This is a genomic window from Pseudomonas sp. DWP2-2, assembly GCF_049897065.1.
Taxonomy (GTDB): domain Bacteria; phylum Pseudomonadota; class Gammaproteobacteria; order Pseudomonadales; family Pseudomonadaceae; genus Aquipseudomonas; species Aquipseudomonas paracarnis.
In genome coordinates this window covers 1-18835 of record NZ_JAFCVN010000016.1, presented here as the reverse complement: position 1 = coordinate 18835, position 18835 = coordinate 1, and the positions used below count along the sequence as shown (strand labels likewise).

Sequence of the window (18835 nt, the reverse complement as noted above, 5' to 3'; positions counted from 1 at the left end):
GGCACCTCATGACCCGCGAAGAATTCCTGCGTTTGGCCGCTGCCGGCTATAACCGTATCCCCATGGCTTGCGAAACCCTGGCCGACTTCGATACGCCACTGTCGATCTACTTGAAGCTGGCCGACGAGCCCAACTCCTACCTGCTCGAGTCGGTACAGGGCGGTGAGAAGTGGGGTCGTTACTCGATCATTGGCCTGCCATGCCGTACGGTGCTGCGGGTACACGACCATCATGTGAGCATCTCCCATGATGGCGTGGAGATCGAAAGCCATGACGTAGAAGATCCGCTGGCTTTTGTCGAAACCTTCAAGGCGCGCTACAACGTGCCGACCATCGCTGGCCTGCCGCGCTTCAATGGCGGCCTGGTGGGGTACTTCGGCTATGACTGCGTGCGCTATGTGGAGAAGCGCTTGGGCAAATGCCCGAACCCGGACCCGCTGGGCGTGCCGGACATTTTGCTGATGGTGTCCGACGCGGTGGTGGTGTTCGACAACCTCGCCGGCAAGATGCATGCGATTGTTCTTGCCGACCCTGCCCAGGCTGATGCCTTCGAGCAAGGCCAGGCCAACCTGGAAGCGCTGCTTGAGAAACTCCGCCAGCCGATCACTCCGCGTCGCGGCCTGGACCTCAGCCGCCCACCTGCGGCCGACCCGGTGTTCCGCTCAAGCTTTACCCAGGATGACTACGAGCGCGCCGTCGATACCATCAAGGAATACATCCTCGCCGGTGACTGCATGCAAGTAGTGCCGTCGCAACGCATGTCCATCGACTTCAAGGCGGCGCCGATTGATCTGTACCGCGCACTGCGTTGCTTCAACCCGACGCCATATATGTACTTCTTCAATTTTGGCGACTTCCACGTCGTCGGCAGTTCGCCGGAAGTGCTGGTGCGGGTTGAAGACAACCTGATCACCGTGCGCCCGATTGCCGGCACGCGCCCCCGTGGCGCGACCGAAGAAGCCGACGTGGCGCTGGAAGAAGACCTGCTCAGCGACGACAAGGAAATCGCCGAACACCTGATGCTGATCGACCTGGGGCGCAACGACACCGGGCGTGTCTCGGAAATCGGCTCGGTGAAACTGACCGAGAAGATGGTCATTGAGCGGTATTCCAATGTGATGCATATCGTGTCCAACGTCACCGGCGAGCTGAAGGCCGGGCTGACGGCGATGGACGCACTGCGGGCGATTTTGCCGGCGGGCACATTGTCGGGGGCGCCGAAGATCCGTGCGATGGAAATCATCGACGAACTGGAGCCGGTCAAGCGTGGTGTCTACGGCGGCGCCGTCGGGTATTTTGCCTGGAACGGCAATATGGACACCGCCATTGCGATCCGCACGGCCGTGATCAAGGATGGCGAACTGCATGTGCAGGCTGGTGGTGGGATTGTGGCGGACTCGGTGCCGGCCCTTGAGTGGGAAGAAACCCTGAACAAGCGCCGAGCGATGTTCCGTGCCGTGGCATTGGCAGAGCAAACTCCACAAGACTGAAGCTGGAATAAAAAATGTGGGAGCGGGCTTGCCCGCGATGGCGGTGTGTCACTTGAGATATTCAGTGACTGATCCACCGCCATCGCAGGCAAGCCAGCTCCCACATTTGTTTTGCGCAGTATTTAGAAATCCAGACTGACCCCGACATTGATGCCTTGCTGGGTCAAATTGTCATCCTTCCTCAGGTTATACGCCGCGCGCAGTGCCAGGTCCTGAGTCAGCTTGTGGCTGACACCCAGGCTCAAGCGGTCAGAGTTACTGCGAGGCGTATAGCCGTCCAGCTTGAAGTCGATTCCCTGGACGCTGTTGAGCGAAATGTTCACCTTCTGGGTGTCATTTTCAAACTCATGCTCGTGTGCAACTTCGCCAAAAACCTGGGTTTGCGGCGCGATGCGGTAGCTGCCTTGCAGGCCGACGCCCAGGCGCTTGGAGTCGCGTTGTTGATCATCAAAGGTCAGGGCGGTGGAGCGGCTGTTTTTCTCCGAGTAACCATTGACTTCAACCCGCGCGTAATCGGCGCTGATGAACGGCGACAGGTGCCAGTCGCTGCCCGGTGTGGCGATGTCATACCCCACGCGGCCGCTCAGTGCCCAGAGCCAGCCATCGGTATCACCTTTCTCCGAGCCTTCACTGACACCCAGGGCGAACTTGCGCTTGAGGCTGTCGAAGTCCAGCTTGCCGCCGGTCAATGCGGCATCGGCCCACCAGTGATTTTGCTGATACTGAGCGAAAGCCGTGCCCATATAGCTGTTGAGCTTGTAGTCCGAATCATTGGCACCGGCTTCGAGGGTCTGCCGATACAGGCCAGCGGCAACGCCCACGCGCCAGTTTTCATCGAGCCGGTAGCTGCCACCGATATTCAGGTTGTAGCCGCTGCCGTCGCCACTGGCCGAGCTGCTCTGATCATCGAAATCCAGGCGTTGGCCGCCGCCGGCCACTATGGCGCGCCATTGGCCGACGGCTTGCCAACTGCCGTTGTCTGCTTGCCATTGGTTACGCACCTCGTCCTGGTGGGCGCGCAATGTGCCTTGGGCCATTTCCGGCAGCAAGGTCAGTTCCCACGGCGCGGCGAGTAGCGAATAGGCGTAGTCGGCAATCAAGCGTTGCCCGGCCACAGTCGGGTGGACCGAGTCGTTGTAGATCAGCTTGGTCGGGTCCGGATTGGTACCGCCGATGCCGTAGGTTGGGTTGGCGGTGCAACTGTTGCCGCTGAAGCAGGTGCCGGTCAGGTTCTGGCCGGTGGCGAGGCCGAAGCGGGCCGGATCGGCGAAAGCCTCGTTCAACAACAGCGGGATGTTCAGCGGAATAACCTGCGCATCCACTTGTGACAGGCGCTGTACCAGGGACTGGTTGAAAATATTGCTCAGGGCCGAGGTCGATGCTTGCTGTGGGGTGCCGTTGATGGCCGGCGTCAGCCCCAGGTCGGGTAGCATCCAGACCATGATGTAGCGTGCGCCGGCTTGTTGCAGGGCCTGGGCGCTGTCCGCCAGACGCCCACCTGCGGCGACCGCTTGAGCGGGGCTGAGTACCCGGCCTTGGAGGAAGTCGTTGCCCCCACCGGAAAGGAAGTAGAGCGCGTTCGGGTCAGCTCTCCCACCATTGGCCGGCAAATAGCCCTGCCGGCTGCGCAACACGGTGCCACCACCGGCATTGCCGGGGGGAATCGCAGCATCGGAGACTGAGGTAATAGAGTCGAGGATATTGTCTGTACGGTAACCACCCACTGCCCAGTTGTTCCCGTCTGGCAAACCTTGGGCTGCGCGAACGGGGGAGGTGGAGGCATTCAGGTCATTGGGGGCTACCCCCAATTTGGCACCCAATAGGGTTGAGGAGACCAGGCCGTACTCACCCTGGAAGTTCGCCCCGGTTCGATTGGTAAAGCGCAACGTGGCACCGGCCGAACCGTCGGGAAACTGGCCTGCATCAGCCAGGCTGTCGCCGAAAACCACCATGGTTGAATAAGGTGACGGGGCTGCGAACGCCTGGGCGCAGGCCAATGACAGGAGGCAGCCGGCAAGGGGCGTGAAAAACGCTGGTCTGAGCATGCAAGATTCCATTCGGTTGTTTTTATGTTGGAAGTGAAACACTAGCAAAATTTCTAGCATTTTCTGTAGGGAGATGTGGAATCTGCCTACGTTGGCCCCCGTATTTGCGGCTCCATATTGCACCGCTGGCGAGCCTACGTTACTGTGCCTGAACGTATGAATGAGACCCTCCCCGTGTTGATCATCAGCAAACTCTTGATGCGAGTAGTCAAGGCACACGCCCGTTGGCGTTGGCGCGCCTGACATTTTTCTCTGCCGGCCTGGCCGGACCTGTACCGATTTGCCTTCTTCACCCGTTGCCTGACGCCCCTTGCCAACTCACCCTGGCAACCGGAACGTGTGTCTGGCAGCGGGTCACACTCTTGGAAGGCGGTCATTTGAAATCAGTGAATTCAAGAGGTTTGAACCCACATGTTGCTGATGATTGATAACTACGACTCCTTTACCTACAACGTTGTGCAATACCTGGGCGAGCTGGGTGCCGAGGTCAAGGTGGTGCGCAACGATGAACTCACTGTTGCCGAAATCGCCGCGTTGAACCCCGAGCGCATCGTCGTCTCACCTGGCCCGTGCACGCCGACCGAGGCGGGCATCTCTCTGGAAGCTATCCAGTATTTCGCCGGCAAGCTGCCGATCCTGGGCGTCTGCCTGGGCCACCAGTCCATCGGCCAGGCGTTTGGCGGTGATGTGGTGCGCGCGCGGGAGGTCATGCACGGCAAGACCAGCCCGGTGTTCCATCGTGACCTGGGCGTGTTCCACGGCCTGAACCTGCCGGTGACCGTGACCCGTTACCACTCACTGGTGGTCAAGCGTGAAACCTTGCCCGAATGCCTGGAACTGACCGCCTGGACCCAATTGGAAGACGGCTCGGTCGACGAGATCATGGGCTTGCGTCACAAGACGCTGAACATCGAAGGGGTGCAATTTCACCCTGAATCAATCCTGACCGAGCAGGGCTACGAGCTGTTCGCCAACTTTCTCAAGCAGAGCGGCGGCACGCGCTAAGGACTTTTCATGGATATCAAGACTGCCCTGAGCCGTATCGTCGGCCATCTGGACCTTAGCACCGCGGAAATGAGCGATGTGATGCGCGAGATCATGACCGGCCAATGCACCGATGCCCAGATCGGCGCCTTTATGATGGCGATGCGCATGAAGAGCGAAAGCATCGACGAAATAGTCGGTGCGGTGTCGGTGATGCGTGAGCTGGCGGACAAGGTCGAGCTCAAGACTCTCGACGGCGTCGTCGATGTGGTGGGCACCGGCGGTGACGGTGCGAATATTTTCAACGTGTCGACCGCCTCATCTTTTGTGGTGGCCGCCGCTGGTTGCACCGTCGCCAAGCACGGTAACCGTGCAGTGTCTGGCAAGAGCGGCAGTGCCGACTTGCTGGAAGCGGCCGGTATTTACCTGAACCTCACGCCGGTGCAAGTAGCGCGCTGCATTGACAGCGTTGGTATCGGCTTCATGTTTGCCCAGTCCCATCATGGCGCAATGAAACACGCTGCCGGCCCGCGTAAGGACCTTGGCTTGCGTACCCTGTTCAACATGCTCGGCCCGCTTACGAATCCGGCCGGTGTGAAGCACCAGGTGGTAGGCGTGTTCAGCCAGGCGCTGTGCCGGCCGCTGGCCGAAGTCTTGCAACGCCTGGGCAGCAAGCATGTGCTGGTGGTGCATTCCAAGGATGGCCTCGACGAGTTCAGCCTGGCGGCGCCGACCTTCGTGGCGGAGCTGAAGAACGACGAGGTCACCGAATATTGGGTCGAGCCCGAAGACCTGGGTATGAAAAGCCAGAGCTTGCACGGCCTGGCGGTGGAAAGCCCGGCAGCTTCGTTGGAATTGATTCGTGATGCCCTGGGGCGTCGCAAGACCGAAAACGGTCAGAAAGCTGCGGAGATGATTGTGCTCAATGCTGGCGCAGCCCTTTACGCCGCTGACCATGCCTATAGTCTCAAGGAAGGTGTCGCCTTGGCCCACGATGCGCTGCACACCGGCCTGGCTCGTGAGAAGCTCGAAGAGCTGGGAGCATTCACCGCCGTATTCAAGATGGAGAATGAAGGATGAGTGTGCCAACTGTTCTGGAAAAGATCCTGGCCCGTAAGGCTGAAGAAGTGGCCGAGCGCCGTGCCCGGGTGAGCCTGGCCGAGTTGGAAGCGCAGGCGAAAAGCGCCGAGGCACCACGCGGCTTTGCCAATGCCTTGATCGCCCAGGCCAAGCTCAAGCAGCCGGCCGTGATCGCCGAGGTCAAGAAAGCCTCGCCGAGCAAAGGCGTGATTCGCGAACACTTCGTACCCGCTGAGATCGCCGTCAGTTACGAGAAGGGTGGGGCAACCTGCTTGTCTGTGCTGACGGATATTGACTACTTCCAGGGTTCCGACCCGTTCCTGCAACAGGCGCGCGCTGCGTGCAAGCTGCCGGTGATCCGCAAGGATTTCATGGTCGACCCGTACCAAATCGTCGAAGCTCGTGCCTTGGGTGCCGACTGCGTGTTGCTGATTGTCTCGGCATTGGATGACGTGAAGATGGCCGAGCTGGCGGCCGTGGCCAAAAGCGTCGGCCTGGACGTGTTGGTCGAAGTGCATGACGGCGACGAGCTGGAGCGCGCATTGAAGACCCTCGATACTCCGCTGGTGGGCGTCAACAACCGTAACCTGCATACCTTCGACGTCAGCCTGGAAACTACCCTCGACCTGCTGCCGCGTATTCCGCGCGATCGCTTGGTGATTACCGAGAGTGGCATCGTCAATCGCGCCGATGTGGAATTGATGGAAATCAGTGGTGTGTACTCGTTCCTGGTGGGCGAGACCTTTATGCGCGCCGAGAACCCGGGGGCGGAACTGCAGCGTTTGTTCTTCCCGGAGCGCGGTACGACGATCAGCGGTTCGACACTAGACTGATTTGAAATACGCTCGGAACTGTAGGCGCTGGCTTGCCTGGATAGCGGCGGGTCAGCCAACCTCTGTGTAGCTGACACACCGCTATCGCAGGCAAGCCAGCACCCACATTGGTTTTGTGTTTATTCAGGTAGGTAGGTGTTCGATGCTCCAGCCCGTGATCATGACTGTCGAAGCAGGCCTTGCCGCCGAGCAAGACCTATTGGCAGCGGTTTGCGCGGGTGAGCAGGCATTCGGATTGCTGTTCTGGCAGCCCAGTGACCAAGCGCTGGTCATGCCGCGCCGTTTGAGCCGGCTGCCGGCATTCGCGGTGGCGAGCCAGGTCTCGGCCGATGCGGGTTGGCCGGTATTGCTGCGTGAAACCGGCGGTGAGCCGGTGCCGCAGTCCGGCGCCACGGTCAACATCGCCCTGGTCTATGCCCCACCGCGTAGCGAAGGCGACCAGGGGCGCATCGAAACCGGCTATCAGCGCTTGTGCCAACCGATCTGTGATCTGTTGATCGAGTTGGGTGGCGATGCGTCCGTCGGCGAAATTGACGGTGCGTTTTGCGACGGTCGTTACAACGTCAACCTCAATGGCCGCAAAATGGTGGGCACTGCCCAGCGTTGGCGGCAAAGCGGTGGCCGCCCGGTCGGGTTGGTGCATGGGGCGATGTTGCTGGAGAATGATCGTGAGGAATTGATTGCGGCGGTCAACCGCTTCAATCAAGCCTGCGGCTTGGAGCAGCGGGTTCGCGCCGATAGCCATATCGCACTGCACGAAGCGTTTCCCGCGCCGGACGCGATCCGTCGGCTCGACACGTTGTACCGGCAGATGCTGGCTGGCTTCCTGCCGCTCTAGCGAGTACCGAACACCACCATCGTCTTGCCTTTGACGTGCACCAGGTTGCGTTCTTCCAAATCCTTGAGCACGCGGCCGACCATTTCCCGCGAACACCCGACAATACGTCCGATCTCCTGGCGCGTGACTTTGATCTGCATGCCGTCGGGATGGGTCATGGCGTCGGGTTGTTTGCATAATTCCAGCAGGCAGCGAGCGACGCGGCCAGTGACATCAAAGAACGCCAGGTCGCCGACCTTACGCGTGGTGTCGCGCAGGCGCTGGGCGATCTGACCGCTCAGGGCGTACAAGATGTCCGGATCATGCTGGGCCAATTCGCGAAATTTCGCATAGCTGATTTCGGCCACTTCGCACTCAACTTTGGCCCGTACCCAAGCACTACGTTCCTGCTCTTTGCCTGCTTGTTCAAACAAACCCAGCTCCCCGAAGAAGTCTCCGGCGTTGAGATAGGCAATGATCATCTCACGGCCATCCTCATCCTCGATCAGGATGGTGACCGAGCCTTTGATGATGAAGAACAGGGTTTCTGAACGCTCGCCGGCGCAGATGATGTTGTGTTTGGCCGGATGACGTCGGCGCTGGCAGTGAAGCAGCAGCTTGTCGAGGTTCTTGATCTTGGATGTGGGAGTAAGAGCAACCATGGTTGTATCCCGAAAAAGACTGCGCGGTGTCGTTGGCGTTGTTTTTATCCAGCGGCATCTCATTGATACACGCCGTACAAGACATGGCAATGCGCCATTCATTTGGCGCCAGCTTACCAGACACCTTCTGTCGCGATTAGCCAATTTAGCGGGCAAACGCTGTCATTTATCGATTTTATGCAGGGCGCTGCTGTTTCAAGGCCCTGTGCTAAGCTGGCGACCCTTTTTTAGCAGTGGAGTCTGGGCGATGAAGGCACGCATCCAATGGGCGGGCGAAGCCATGTTCCTCGGTGAGTCGGGCAGCGGCCACGTGGTGGTTATGGATGGCCCGCCGGAAGCCGGCGGTCGGAACCTGGGTGTACGCCCCATGGAAATGTTGCTGCTGGGTGTGGGCGGTTGCAGCAATTTCGACGTGGTCAGCATCTTGAAGAAGTCCCGGCAAGCCGTGGAAAGCTGCGAAGCCTTCCTGGAAGCCGAGCGCGCCACTGAAGACCCCAAGGTTTTTACCAAGATCCATATGCATTTCGTGGTCAAGGGCCGGGCGCTGAAAGAAGCCCAGGTCAAGCGGGCCATCGAGCTGTCGGCCGAGAAGTACTGCTCAGCATCGATCATGCTGGGGGCCGCGGGCGTGGTCATTACCCACGACTACGAAATCATCGAGTTGGGTTGATTGCAGCAGGCAAAAGAAAGGGCGCTTCGGGCGCCCTTTTTTTCGGTTCAGATTCGATAGGTGCTTTTGGTCATGACCTTGGCCAGCAGGCTCATGCCGAACCGTACCGGGGCTGGAAAGCGGAAGCCGCCCGCGTCCAGCGCGCTCTCTGCGTGGTGTTCTTCATCGATGCGCATCTGCTCAAGAATGGCCCGTGACTTTTCGTCTTCGGCCGGCAGTTGCTCCAGGTGTTCGTCCAGGTGCTTGCACACCTGATGTTCTGTCGCGGCCACAAACCCCAGGCTGACTTTGTCGCTGATCAGCCCGGCAGCCGCGCCGATACCAAACGACAAGCCATAAAAAAGTGGGTTGAGCACGCTGGGATGGCTGCCCAACTGGCGGATGCGTTGTTCGCACCAGGCCAGATGGTCGATCTCTTCCTCGGCCGCATGCTCCATCGCCGTGCGTACCTGTGGCAACTTGGCGGTCAGCGCCTGGCCCTGGTACAACGCCTGGGCACAGACTTCACCGGTATGGTTAATGCGCATCAGGCCAGCGACGTGACGGGTATCGGTGTCGCTCAGCTGTACATCCGGCTGCACGATGGCGGGCGAGGGACGGTAGGGCTGGCCGCTGAACGGCAGCAGGGTGCGCATGGCCATGTCGGCTTGCAGCAACAGACGGTCAATCGGCGAGTAGTGACGTTGGGTAGTCATGCTGACCTCCGGGAAGAATCTCGGCGGCCAGTTTACCGCAAGAGAGCGTCCAGCGTTTGTGCTGAGTCAATTTGCCCTTGTGCACTCAGCCCGGTGGCCAGTTCATCTGGCGCTGACCCAGCACGTGCATATGGATGTGGTAAACGGTTTGCCCGCCGTCTTCATTGCAATTCATCACCACACGAAAGCCTTTTTCGCAGCCTTGTTCCACGGCCAGGCGTTGGGCGGTGAACAGGATATGGCCGGCCAGCGCCTTGTCGTCCTCGGTCAGGTCGTTGAGGGTACGAATGGGCTTTTTCGGGATAACCAGGAAATGCACTGGCGCCTGCGGGGCGATATCGTGAAAAGCCAGGACTTGGTCATCTTCATAGATGATCTTCGCCGGTATTTCCCTGTTGATGATCTTGGTGAACAGAGTATCCACAGCTGTATCTCCATCGTGAAAGGTGAGGTGAGTGTACGTAGGCCATCAGCGTGGGCAATAGGCCTTGTTGATGGCGCCGGCAATTTTGCGGGTGAGCCAGCGGGGGCTCAGGCGTGGGCTGAACGTCAGCCAACGATTGCGGCGCCCGGGAATGATGATGGCCTTGTTCTTTTCCAGCGCCCGCACGGTGTACAGCGCGACTTCTTCCGGGCTCATCAGCTGCTGGCTGCGGTCGAGTTTCGCCGTATCCATCTGCGCGGTGCCGAAGAATGCGGTGCGCGTGGGGCCGGGGCACAGCACTGAAACCTTGATGCCGCAGGTCTTCAATTCTTCACGCAGCCCTTCGGAGAAGTGCAATACGTAGGCTTTGCTGGCGTAGTAGCTACTCATCCACGGCCCAGGCTGGAAGGCGGCGACCGAAGCCACATTGAGGATTTGCCCGCCGCCATGCAGGGCCATCGCATTGCCCAGTGCGTGGCACATGCGGGTCAAGGCCAGGATGTTGACTTCGATGAGGTCCTGCTCGGTCATCCAGTCCTGGGCCAGGAACGGCCCGCTGGTGCCGATGCCGGCGCAGTTGACCAGCAGGTCGATCTGTCGCTCACCCTCTTCGAGTTCCAGCAAAAAGCCGGACAAACGCAGCGGCTCGCCCAAATCACAGGCACGAAACAGCACCTCGACGCCGAAGCGTTGGGTCAACTCCAATGCAATGCTTTCCAACTGATCACGCTGGCGGGCCACCAGAATCAAGCTACGGCCGCGCCGTGCCAAGGCCTCGGCCAATGCCAGGCCGATGCCACTGGAGGCGCCGGTGATCAGAGCGTAACGGGTCATGCCTTTCTCCATCGCAACGCCACCGGCCTATGACAGTGCGTCACAGGCGGCGGGCGTTTCTTCACTGTTCTGGAGAGTCTACAGGTTCGGCTGCATCGTCAGCACTTTGCGCTTCGGCTTCGTCAACGATAGCGCTTTGATCGGCGTCTGCATCGGAGGTAATGGAGCTGCTTTCGTAGCTGCTGTCCATGTTGGCTTCAAGCTGGTCCAGGTAGCCATTCATACCCAGGGTGACGACGATGATGAGCATCAAGGGAATGAACGCCAGCCACAGCGAGGCCAGGATTTTCACCGCAGTGGAGTTGCGTGGTGGTGGCGCGCCGTACTGGTTGGCGCCCGTATTGCCTGGCAATACCAGCAATAGCAGTGGGAATACGCTGTTTACCAGCGGAACCAGGTTGAGCAGGTACAGCCAGCCAGACCAGCCCAGGTCATGCAGGCGCTGCACGCCGATTTGCACGCTCACCACTACCAATGCCACAAACAGCGCGAAACCCAGCAGCGAGCCAATAATGATGGCTATGGTTGGCGAGGCTGTCGCCACCGCGAAGCCCACCGTACTGATGATGCCCGCTGCCACCAGCATCGCGACGGTCAGTGCCAGCGTCCAAGCCAGGTAGCGCAGGCGCCCGATGCGCCCGTGGATGGTGAACACCTTTAGGGTGGCGAACTCCGGCAGGTCGTCGCCAACTGCGGCGCGTGGCGGTGCATAAGGCGACGCAGCGGCGCGGTCAGAGGTTGACGAGTCCGTCTCGTGGGTTTCTGCAAGGTTGAACGCCACGGGTTGTTCGGCCTCGATGCGAGCGTCGATCCCGGCATTGTGCAGTGCCGTCAGGTAAGTTTGCGCGTCGGGCTGGGACAAGTCGCGCTTGAGCGCGACGGGGCGGCCGGTGAAGAGTTTTTCGATTGCTTCAACATCGCTTTTGAATAGTTCGGCGAGGTTCAGCTTGGCGGTGGTGCTTTCGACACCTGGGCGCAAGGCTCCGTCAAACACAATCTTGAAACGGCTGTCGCTCATGCGGGCATCCTTGTCACTTAATCAGGAAGAGTATGCAGGCCTGTCCAGTTGGCAGGCCCTGCAGTGGGTCAGCGTGGCCAGCGCAGTTGCGCGGCGTGCTCGCGTGCTTTGCGGTATTCGGCATCCAGGCGCGTTATGAGCTCATCCACAGTGGGTACATCATTGATCTCACCGACGCCTTGGCCAGCAGACCATACAGTTTTCCACGCTTTGGCCTCATCGCTCAATGGCTTGAGCTTGGAACCGAAATTGACTTCACCCTTGCCTTGAAGCGCAGCAAGGTCAAAACCGGCATTTTCCAGGCTCTGGCGCATAAAGCTTGCAGGTACGCCGGAGACTGCAGGAGTGTGCACGATGTCGGCAGCGCGGGATGTGAGCAGCATCTCCTTATAGGCATCCGGTGCCTGACTTTCGGTGGTGCCGATAAAGCGCGTACCGAAATATGCCAGGTCTGCCCCCAGCATCTGGGCGGCAAGAATTTCGTGCCCATGGTTAAGGCAGCCCGCCAGCAGCAGGGTTTTGTCGAAGAACTGGCGAATTTCGGCAATCAGCGAAAAGGGGCTCCAGGTGCCAGCGTGGCCACCCGCGCCAGCGGCTACGGCAATCAGGCCGTCTACGCCGGCTTCAGCGGCTTTTTCCGCATGGCGTCGGGTAGTAACGTCATGAAATACCAGGCCGCCGTAGCTATGAACCGCGTCCACCAGTTCCTTTACCGCACCGAGGCTGGTGATGACGATGGGCACCTTGTGCTCGACGCAGATCGCCAGGTCAGCCTCCAGCCGCGGGTTGCTGTTGTGCACGATCAGGTTCACGGCATAGGGCGCAGGATTGTCCAGCAGCGCCAAGCCCGCTTCGATTTCTTCCAGCCAGGCCTTGAAGCCACTGCTTTCGCGTTGGTTGAGCGCCGGGAAACTCCCAACTACCCCGTTGCAACAGCAGGCCAGGACCAGTTGCGGATTAGAGATCAGAAACATCGGCGCGGCCACCACGGGCAGGCGCAGACGTTGTTCCAGCAGAGCGGGCAGCGACATTGGAGGTTCCCCGAGTAATTGACGTTAGAACGGTTTGACCACGACCAAAATTACGATAGCCAGCAATATCAGAACCGGGACCTCATTGAACCAGCGATAAAAGACATGGCTGCGGGTGTTTTCGCCACGGGCGAAGCGTTTTACCTGTGCGCCGCACATGTGGTGATAGCCGATCAGCAGGACGACCAGGGTCAGCTTGGCGTGGATCCAGGCCCCTGACTGGAAAATGCCTGGGTTGAGGGCCAGCATCCAGATGCCGAAGACCAGTGTGGCAACCATCGCCGGGCCCATGATGCCACGGTACAACTTGCGCTCCATGATGCTGAAGCGCTCCTTGCTGACGGTGTCTTCGCTTTGGGTGTGGTAGACGAACAGGCGCGGCAGGTAGAACAGCCCGGCAAACCAGCAAACGATGCTGACGATATGGAAGGCTTTGACCCATAGATAGAGCATTTTAGTTATTCCCAGGTTCACGGTAGCGAAGATAGTAGTGGCTCATGCGCCCGTACGTCACGTTGACGGTTGTCGCAGGACGATACGGCCCCTATTATCGACGGCTTTCCAGTGGGTTCGTTGAGGGCAGGTTTATGGTCAAGGTCGGTATCGTCGGCGGCACGGGTTACACCGGTGTCGAATTGCTGCGTCTGTTGGCTCAGCATCCGCAGGCTGAGGTGGTGGTCATCACTTCCCGATCCGAAGCCGGGCTGGCCGTGGCCGATATGTACCCGAACCTGCGAGGCCACTATGACGGTCTGGCGTTCAGTGTGCCGGACACCAAGACCCTGGCTGCCTGCGACGTGGTGTTCTTCGCCACGCCTCACGGTGTGGCTCATGCGTTGGCCGGCGAGCTGCTGGCGGCCGGCACCAAGGTTATCGACTTGTCGGCAGACTTCCGTCTGCAAGACGCCGATGAGTGGGCCAAATGGTACGGCCAGCCCCATGGTGCGCCGCAGCTGTTGGAAGAGGCGGTTTACGGCCTGCCGGAAGTCAATCGTGAGCAGATCAAGCAAGCGCGCCTGATTGCCGTGCCGGGTTGCTATCCGACGGCGACGCAATTGGGCTTTCTGCCATTGCTGGAGGCTGGCTTGGCGGATGCGTCGCGCCTGATCGCGGACTGCAAGTCGGGCGTCAGTGGTGCGGGCCGTGGTGCGGCGGTAGGTTCGCTTTACTCCGAAACGTCGGAAAGCATGAAAGCCTATGCGGTAAAAGGTCATAGGCACTTGCCGGAAATCCGCCAGGGTTTGCGTCGCGCTGCCGGCCAGGATGTGGGGCTGACCTTCGTGCCGCACCTGACACCGATGATCCGCGGGATTCACTCCACGCTGTATGCGACCGTCACCGATCGCTCGGTAGACCTGCAGTCGCTGTTTGAAAAGCGTTATGCCAATGAGCCGTTCGTCGATGTGATGCCGGCCGGTAGCCATCCGGAAACGCGCAGCGTGCGTGGTGCCAATGTGTGCCGTATTGCGGTGCATCGTCCGCAGGATGGCGACCTGGTGGTGGTGTTGTCGGTGATCGACAACCTGGTCAAGGGCGCTTCGGGCCAGGCGGTGCAGAACATGAACATCCTGTTCGGCCTGGACGAGAAGTTGGGCCTGTCCCACGCGGGGATGTTGCCTTAACGCGGGCTCACCGTTGCGCAAAAGGCCCGTTGATCGGGCCTTTTGCATTTTTAATGGTCGCTGGGCGGATTGATATACCGTAACAATAGTTGACCGCTTTTCTAGGAGAAGCGGATAATACCGGCCATTACGCATATGGCGGCGCTACGCCGGGAGATTATCAGCATGAGCGTTGAATCCTTCACCCCCACGGCTTTGCAATTCACCCACGGTGCTGCGCACAAGGTGAAGAGCCTGGTCGATGAAGAGGGTAATGATCGCTTGAAGCTGCGCGTATTCGTTACGGGCGGCGGTTGTTCAGGGTTTCAGTACGGTTTTACCTTCGATGAAGATGTGGCCGATGACGACACTATCGTTGAGCGCGAGGGTGTGAGCCTGGTCGTGGATCCGATGAGCTTCCAATACCTGGCAGGTGCCGAGGTGGATTATCAGGAAGGTCTGGAAGGCTCGCGTTTCGTGATCAAGAACCCTAATGCCACCACGACATGTGGTTGCGGGTCTTCGTTCTCGATCTGATCGGTAGCAGATACAAAAACGCCGCTTGGCTTTTACGGGCCAAGCGGCGTTTTGCTGTCTGGGGTCAGGCGGGGTAGATCGCGCCAAGCACTCGAAGCCCACGTGCGCCAGTGACGCTGGGGCGATTGGCGGCGATGCCTTCCAGGCAGCAATGTGCCAGCCAGGCGAAGGCCATTGCTTCTACCCAGTCAGGATCTACGCCGTAGGCCGCTGTAGTGCTGACATGAGTGGAAGGCAGCAACGTTGTCAGCCGGCTCATCAGTGCCCCGTTATGGGCGCCGCCCCCGCAGATCAGCAAGGTTGTTGTGTCAGTCTGGGCGCTTTGCAGGGACTCGACGATGGTCAGGGCGGTCAGCTCCAGCAGGGTGGCCTGTACGTCTTGGGGTTCAAAGGCGGGCAAACGGCCAAGGTGCTGCTGCAGCCAGGCCAGGTTGAACACTTCGCGGCCCGTACTTTTTGGGCCTTTGGTCATGAAGAACGGATCGCTGAGCAACGTATTGAGCAGTTGGGGTTGGACCTTGCCGCTGGCCGCCCATTGCCCGTTCCGATCAAAGTGTTCGCCGCGCTGCAGGTTAATCCAGGCATCGAGGAGGACGTTCCCCGGGCCGCAGTCGAAACCGGCGACAGGCTCGCCCGTCTCGATCAGGCTGAGGTTGCTGAACCCGCCGACATTCAATACCGCGCGATTGCCCGTCTGCTCGCCGAACAAGGCTTCATGAAAGGCTGGAACCAATGGAGCGCCTTGGCCGCCGGCAGCGACATCGCGGCTGCGGAAGTCGCTGACGACCGTGATGTCTGTCAGCTCGGTGAGAAGGGCGGGGTTGCCGATCTGAACGGTAAAGCCTCGGGCGGGTTCATGGCGAATCGTCTGGCCATGGCTGCCAATCGCCCGAATGTCCTGAGGCTTGAGGTTCTGTTGAGCCATCAAGGCGTGGATGCCTTGTGCAGCGAGCGTTACCCATTGTTGCTGGGCGATTGCCGAGCGGGCGATTTCATCCGGGCCGCTGGCGCATAGGCTCAGCAGTTCTGTGCGCAAGGCGTCAGGCATCGGGATGTAATGAGTGGCGATCAGATTGACCGCCGCGCCTTGTTCGATAAGGGCGATATCCAGGCCGTCGAGGCTGGTCCCGGACATCACACCGATATAGAGCGGCATACCTTAACGCTTCGCCGAAGCCAGCATGGTGGAGCGCTCTTGATCCATGCGTGCCATCAGCGGCTGGCTCTGCTGCATGAAGCGCGCGCGTTCGGCCTTGGCAATCGGGTCAGCCATCGGCAGCTTCTGGCCCAATGGGTCGACGTGTACGCCGTTGACCTGGAACTCGTAGTGCAAGTGCGGGCCGGTGGAGAGGCCGGTAGTGCCGATGTAGCCGATCACTTGCCCCTGTTTCACGTTGCCGCCAGTCTTGACGCCCTTGGCAAAGCCTTGCATGTGGCCGTACAGCGTGCGGTAAGTGTTGCCGTGCTGGATGATCACCGTATTGCCGTAACCACCACGGCGCCCTGCCAACAAGACCTTGCCGTCGCCCGCCGCTTTGATTGGCGTGCCACGCGGCGCGGCATAGTCGACGCCCTTGTGTGCGCGAATTTTGTTCAGAATTGGATGCTTGCGGCCCATGGAGAAACGCGAGCTAATACGAGCAAAGTCAACGGGGGTACGGATGAAAGCCTTGCGCATGCTGTTGCCATCAGCTGTGTAGTAGCTGCTGTTGCCTTGTTTGTTGGTGTAGCGCACGGCGGTGTAGGTTTTGCCGCGGTTGGTGAAGCGTGCAGACAGGATGTTACCAGTGCCCACGACTTTTCCGTTGGCTACTTTCTGCTCGTAGATCACGTCGAACTCATCGCCTTGACGGATGTCCTGGGCGAAGTCGATGTCGTAGCCAAAAACGCTGGCCATGTCCATGGTCATGCTGTGCGACAGGCCCGCACGCGCGGCCGATTGCGACAGGGAGCTGTTGATCACGCCATGTACGTAGGCGGAACGCATGACGGGTTTGGTGGTGATTCGGTTGAATGCGAAGCCTTTGGCGCCTTTGCTCAGGCTGATGCTTTCCAGGTCGCTGATACTGGTGTGCAGGTTGTTCAGCTGGCCGTCTGGCGTCAGCTCAAACTCGAGCTTTTGGCCACGTTTGAGCTGAGTGAATTGCTTGGCTTGCTTATCGCTGGCGAGCACTTCATTTACAGCAGCGGCAGGCAATCCAACCTTTTCGAACAGGGTAGATAGTGTGTCGCCTTTGCCCACGATGACTTCGCGGTGCTGGGGATTCTTGGCTGCGGTTGCCGCAGGTGCTTCCTGGGTGGCTTGTTGAGTGTCTTCTGGAGCGCTTTCGATCTGTGCGAAAGGTGATTCGGCCGGAGCATTTGTGGCTTGTTGAGCGTCGGAAGCGTCTTGATCTTGTGTCAGTTGTTCAACTGGGCTTTCCAGATCGAGGCTCAGGGATGTTCGTTTGGCTTCAACGTCGCTGGAAGGGAATACCAGCAGTGCCAGGCTGAGAAGGGCGGCGATACCACTTGCGGCGAGCAGGTGGGTCTTCGGGTAAAGCGGCGGCGCTTTAGACGGTTCAGTGGTCATAAGTAATTTTGACTTTGAAGATGAAATGGAAAAGATGAATGACATGATGAAGATGAAATAACTGTATAAAATATAACCAAATCATCTGTGGCGCAAGCTCGCGAACGTTGGGCTTGCTGAACGGTGTCCGTGCGCAGGGCAAAACTTGTAATTAGTCCCTGATCTTGTATGGTTGGTTCCCTTTTGAATCTGAGCCTTGCGGGTCTGTTATGAAGTCGGTTGAAGAGCAGCTAGCGCTGATAAAACGTGGTGCGGAAGAACTGTTGGTCGAGGCCGAGCTGATCGAAAAGCTCAAGCGTGGCCAACCCCTGCGTATCAAGGCTGGCTTTGATCCGACTGCGCCGGATCTGCACCTGGGTCATACCGTGCTTATTAATAAGCTGCGTCAGTTTCAGGAGTTGGGCCATCAGGTCATCTTCCTTATAGGTGACTTCACTGGGATGATCGGTGATCCAAGCGGCAAGAGCGCTACGCGCCCGCCGCTGACTCGTGAGCAGGTGCTCGATAATGCCGAGACCTACAAGACCCAGGTATTCAAGATCCTTGATCCAGCCAAGACTGAGGTGGCGTTCAACTCCACTTGGATGGACAAAATGGGGCCGGCAGATTTCATTCGTCTGACGTCCCAGTACACCGTGGCACGCATGCTCGAGCGCGATGACTTCGACAAGCGCTACTCGACCAATCAGCCAATCGCCATCCATGAGTTCCTTTACCCGCTGGTTCAAGGGTACGACTCGGTGGCGCTGCGCGCGGACGTTGAGTTGGGTGGCACCGATCAGAAGTTCAACCTGCTGATGGGGCGTGAATTGCAACGCGCCTATGGTCAGGAGGCTCAGTGCATTCTGACCATGCCGCTGTTGGAAGGCTTGGATGGCGTCAAGAAGATGTCCAAGTCTCTGGGGAACTATGTCGGTATCCAGGAAGCACCAGGTGTGATGTACGGCAAGTTGGTGTCTATTCCGGATGCGCTGATGTGGCGCTACTTCGAGCTGTTGAGCTTCCGCTCGATGGACGAGATCAATGCGCTGCGTGCGGATGTCGAGGCGGGCGCTAATCCTCGCGATGTGAAGATTAAGCTGGCTGAAGAAATCGTTGCGCGTTTCCATGGTGAGGAGGCTGCGGCCAGTGCTCACCGCGCGGCAGGTAATCGCATGAAAGACGGCGAGCTGCCTGACGATCTGCCGGAAATTGAATTGACTGCTGCTGAGGCGATGCCGATTGCGGCTGTGCTTAACAAGGCTGGCCTGGTGAAGAATTCGGCGGTCGCGCGTGATCTCTTGGGTTCGGGCGGTGTACGTATAGATGGTGAGGTGGTTGATCGCACCTTTATATACGAGCTGGGCGCGACTCACGTTTGCCAGGCGGGGAAGAAGGCATTTGCGCGTATTACGCTGAAATCCGAACAAGTCTGAAAATAGGTGTTGACGGCGAATTATATCTGTCTATAATTCGCCCCACTTCCGGCGCAGTCGAAACGGAAAACTCCTTGGTAAACAATGAGTTACGCAGTTTTCGGCAGCAAGTTGCTTCAGTTCATCG

At 59.1% G+C, this 18835-nt stretch carries 19 protein-coding genes; 9 read left to right on the top strand and 10 right to left on the bottom strand.

Translation table 11 applies throughout. From position 1 onward, the window contains the following. Positions 1-8 precede the first annotated feature (8 nt). On the top strand, positions 9-1490 hold the full coding sequence (gene trpE, locus ACP7CZ_RS24640; RefSeq protein ID WP_089041429.1) for an anthranilate synthase component I: 1482 nt from the start codon (positions 9-11) through the stop codon (positions 1488-1490). 122 nt (positions 1491-1612) lie between these two features. Here trpE and estP read toward each other — a convergent pair whose 3' ends face one another. After that, complete coding sequence (gene estP, locus ACP7CZ_RS24635; RefSeq protein ID WP_054896804.1) at positions 1613-3535, bottom strand: esterase EstP; 1923 nt, start codon at positions 3533-3535, stop codon at positions 1613-1615. Between the two features lie 411 nt (positions 3536-3946). Here estP and ACP7CZ_RS24630 point away from each other — a divergent pair, with 411 nt between their 5' ends. The 4 genes from ACP7CZ_RS24630 (at position 3947) to ACP7CZ_RS24615 (ending at position 7270) form a co-directional block, all read left to right on the top strand. Beyond that, positions 3947-4540, top strand: coding sequence for an aminodeoxychorismate/anthranilate synthase component II (locus ACP7CZ_RS24630; RefSeq protein WP_032895052.1), 594 nt, complete (start codon positions 3947-3949; stop codon positions 4538-4540). A 9-nt stretch (positions 4541-4549) separates the two neighbouring features. After that, positions 4550-5599 (top strand): anthranilate phosphoribosyltransferase, encoded by a 1050-nt coding sequence (gene trpD, locus ACP7CZ_RS24625; RefSeq protein WP_003194694.1) that lies wholly within the window; start codon positions 4550-4552, stop codon positions 5597-5599. After that, positions 5596-6432 carry an indole-3-glycerol phosphate synthase TrpC gene (gene trpC, locus ACP7CZ_RS24620; RefSeq protein ID WP_034128811.1) on the top strand — a complete coding sequence of 279 codons (837 nt, stop codon included), beginning with the start codon at positions 5596-5598 and terminating at the stop codon, positions 6430-6432. Before trpD ends, trpC begins: the two co-directional genes overlap by 4 nt. Before the next feature lie 142 nt (positions 6433-6574). Beyond that, on the top strand, positions 6575-7270 hold the full coding sequence (locus tag ACP7CZ_RS24615) for a lipoate--protein ligase family protein (protein ID WP_054920679.1): 696 nt from the start codon (positions 6575-6577) through the stop codon (positions 7268-7270). Here the strand turns inward: ACP7CZ_RS24615 and crp are convergent. Further along, positions 7267-7911, bottom strand: coding sequence for a cAMP-activated global transcriptional regulator CRP (crp, locus tag ACP7CZ_RS24610; RefSeq protein ID WP_054920677.1), 645 nt, complete (start codon positions 7909-7911; stop codon positions 7267-7269). The two genes, ACP7CZ_RS24615 and crp, sit on opposite strands and share 4 nt — an antisense overlap. A 247-nt stretch (positions 7912-8158) precedes the next feature. Here crp and ACP7CZ_RS24605 point away from each other — a divergent pair, with 247 nt between their 5' ends. Further along, on the top strand, positions 8159-8581 hold the full coding sequence (locus ACP7CZ_RS24605; RefSeq protein ID WP_003194686.1) for an OsmC family protein: 423 nt from the start codon (positions 8159-8161) through the stop codon (positions 8579-8581). Between the two features lie 47 nt (positions 8582-8628). Here the strand turns inward: ACP7CZ_RS24605 and coq7 are convergent, their stop codons facing one another. The 6 genes from coq7 to hemJ form a co-directional block, all read right to left on the bottom strand. Next, positions 8629-9276, bottom strand: a complete 648-nt coding sequence (gene coq7 / locus ACP7CZ_RS24600; protein WP_034128808.1) for a 2-polyprenyl-3-methyl-6-methoxy-1,4-benzoquinone monooxygenase — start codon at positions 9274-9276, stop codon at positions 8629-8631. An 85-nt stretch (positions 9277-9361) separates the two neighbouring features. Next, complete coding sequence (locus ACP7CZ_RS24595; protein WP_003194682.1) at positions 9362-9700, bottom strand: histidine triad nucleotide-binding protein; 339 nt, start codon at positions 9698-9700, stop codon at positions 9362-9364. 45 nt (positions 9701-9745) lie between these two features. Continuing rightward, on the bottom strand, positions 9746-10534 hold the full coding sequence (locus ACP7CZ_RS24590; protein WP_003194680.1) for an SDR family NAD(P)-dependent oxidoreductase: 789 nt from the start codon (positions 10532-10534) through the stop codon (positions 9746-9748). A gap of 61 nt (positions 10535-10595) precedes the next feature. Beyond that, complete coding sequence (locus ACP7CZ_RS24585) at positions 10596-11552, bottom strand: DUF805 domain-containing protein (RefSeq protein WP_054896807.1); 957 nt, start codon at positions 11550-11552, stop codon at positions 10596-10598. 68 nt (positions 11553-11620) lie between these two features. After that, a complete protein-coding gene (locus ACP7CZ_RS24580) occupies positions 11621-12583 on the bottom strand; it encodes an NAD(P)H-dependent flavin oxidoreductase (RefSeq protein WP_057978479.1) in 963 nt (320 codons plus the stop codon). Positions 12584-12607: 24 nt separating this feature from the next. Then, the gene (hemJ, locus tag ACP7CZ_RS24575) at positions 12608-13036 is read right to left on the bottom strand and encodes a protoporphyrinogen oxidase HemJ (RefSeq protein WP_197900138.1); all 429 of its coding nucleotides are present in this window, start codon (positions 13034-13036) and stop codon (positions 12608-12610) included. Positions 13037-13170: 134 nt separating this feature from the next. Here hemJ and argC point away from each other — a divergent pair, with 134 nt between their 5' ends. Together argC and erpA are read left to right on the top strand one after the other, a co-directional pair. After that, on the top strand, positions 13171-14205 hold the full coding sequence (gene argC / locus ACP7CZ_RS24570; RefSeq protein WP_096144476.1) for an N-acetyl-gamma-glutamyl-phosphate reductase: 1035 nt from the start codon (positions 13171-13173) through the stop codon (positions 14203-14205). Between the two features lie 165 nt (positions 14206-14370). Further along, positions 14371-14721 (top strand): iron-sulfur cluster insertion protein ErpA, encoded by a 351-nt coding sequence (gene erpA, locus ACP7CZ_RS24565; RefSeq protein WP_003176443.1) that lies wholly within the window; start codon positions 14371-14373, stop codon positions 14719-14721. A gap of 64 nt (positions 14722-14785) precedes the next feature. On the opposite strand, the gene ACP7CZ_RS24560 is transcribed toward erpA, so the two are convergent. Together ACP7CZ_RS24560 and ACP7CZ_RS24555 are read right to left on the bottom strand one after the other, a co-directional pair. Then, on the bottom strand, positions 14786-15877 hold the full coding sequence (locus tag ACP7CZ_RS24560) for an anhydro-N-acetylmuramic acid kinase (protein ID WP_197900137.1): 1092 nt from the start codon (positions 15875-15877) through the stop codon (positions 14786-14788). Between the two features lie 3 nt (positions 15878-15880). Beyond that, a complete protein-coding gene (locus ACP7CZ_RS24555; protein WP_057978484.1) occupies positions 15881-17293 on the bottom strand; it encodes a peptidoglycan DD-metalloendopeptidase family protein in 1413 nt (470 codons plus the stop codon). Positions 17294-17502: 209 nt separating this feature from the next. Here ACP7CZ_RS24555 and tyrS point away from each other — a divergent pair, with 209 nt between their 5' ends. Further along, on the top strand, positions 17503-18708 hold the full coding sequence (gene tyrS / locus ACP7CZ_RS24550) for a tyrosine--tRNA ligase (protein ID WP_054896812.1): 1206 nt from the start codon (positions 17503-17505) through the stop codon (positions 18706-18708). The last annotated feature ends 127 nt before the right edge of the window (positions 18709-18835 follow it).